Here is a 1,513-nt window from a genome sequence, read left to right on the forward strand (position 1 = left end):
CAACTCCCTCGCCGACTACCTCACCAAGGTCGGAACCACCGGCCAGAAAACCGAGCAGAACTAAGCATCAGGATTTCTGGCGCATCACACTAGCGGGGTTGCTACCGGTAGCTGGTGTGGCTGCTACCGGTAGCAGGGCTCGGCGGGTCTCAGGGAGGCCAGGACAGGGGGCTCGGGGTCTTCCTGAGGGGTTTTCGGGGGTGTCTTGGGCGTGCCTCCCTGCCTCCCTGGGTCCCTGTCTCGGGAAGCGGCCGCGGAGCCCGACGGTGGCTGGGACAGAGGCTCGGGATGCCTTCCAGAGGGGGTTTCGGAAGGGGCCAGGGCAGTGCCTCCCCGAAGTGCCATCTGCGCTGATCAATGCGGGGGATGTGGGCTGGGGAAGCGGACGGGGAGTTCTCCCCGCCTCCCCGGCCGGCGGCCGGGGATCTAGCGAGCGGGCGCGAGCCGTCCGACGGTGCATCCGGACCGGAAGGCCGCTCCCCGGGGGCCGGGGCGCTAGGTCGCAGGCCAGGGGCGCGTTCGGTCACTAGCGGGTTGCTAGTGCTCTGACCGAGAAGGTTTGGCGGGTCATTCCTTTTCGGAGGCAGCTGCGAGATGGCGGCGACAGAGGCCGGCAGCTGTGAGGTGGGGTGTGTGCAGCGCATCGCTGTAGAGCCGCATCTCACGGGCTGCTCGATCGAGGTGCTGCCAGAAGGCGAGCGGCAGGTTGAGGTCGCCACCGAGATCGACGAGACAGTCGAAGGCGAGTCCCAACTCGTCGTGTTCCAGGAACTCAAGCGTCGCCGAGAGGTCAACGTTCGGCAGGCCCGTCAGGTGGACTCGGGCGGAATCGAGGTGGCCACGGGTCCGGTTCCAGCTGGACTGAAGTGCCTCGCGATCGACGGTCATGGTGTCAGTGTCGCCGGTGCTGTTCGTATGGTCACGCGGCTTTCTGTGCCGGTCGCCCGCCCCAGCGGATGCCCTTCTCACTACGGATGCGGGCGCGCTCACACCGTTGGGCGGCCAGCACGTCGGGATGCCGGGTGTTCTTGTTCCGCCAGCGCAGATAGGCGTGCAGGGCGCGCGTCTGCGCGGTGTGGTTGCGGTGGTTGGAGTTGGCGATGGTGAACTGCCGCAACGGTCCGAAGTGGGCCTCGATCGGGTTTGCCCAGGACGCATAGGTCGGGGTCAAACACAGCCTGACCTTGTTCTTCTTCGCCCAGTGACGGATATCGGCGTCTTTGTGGGCGGACAGGCTGTCCAGGATGACGCAGATCGGAGCGCCGTCAGGTCGGGCAGTCCGGATCGACTTCAGCGCGGCCAGCGTGTTCGCGGCACCCTTCTTGCGGCGGTTGACGCCCCACAGGGTGTCGTCACCGATGGGTCTGGTGCAGGTTCGGGTGACAGGTTGACCTGCCCCACCTCTCAGGTTCCAGTTGTGGTGGCTAACTGACAGCCCTTCACGGAAGGCTGGCAGTCATGCCTCGTCCCTATCCTCCGGAGTTCCGGGCGCGTGCCATCGCGCTGGTCCGTG

At 66.4% G+C, this 1,513-nt stretch carries 1 protein-coding gene and 1 pseudogene; both read right to left on the reverse strand.

All coding sequences use genetic code 11. The features are described 5' to 3' along the window. Positions 1–567: 567 nt before the first annotated feature. On the reverse strand, positions 568–888 hold the full coding sequence (locus ACH4S8_RS45135; protein ID WP_398405191.1) for a MafI family immunity protein: 321 nt from the start codon (positions 886–888) through the stop codon (positions 568–570). Positions 889–919: 31 nt separating this feature from the next. Then, a pseudogene (locus tag ACH4S8_RS45140) lies at positions 920–1,360 on the reverse strand (transposase); the annotation flags it as partial. Between the last annotated feature and the right edge of the window lie 153 nt (positions 1,361–1,513).

The sequence above is a fragment of the Streptomyces sp. NPDC021080 genome (assembly GCF_044333225.1).
Taxonomy (GTDB): Bacteria; Actinomycetota; Actinomycetes; order Streptomycetales; family Streptomycetaceae; genus Streptomyces.

What these genes read in the sequence shown, in the direction of transcription:
- ACH4S8_RS45135 (WP_398405191.1), bottom strand. Translation starts at nt 888, where the DNA reads ATGACCGTCGATCGCGAGGCACTTCAGTCCAGCTGGAACCGGACCCGT.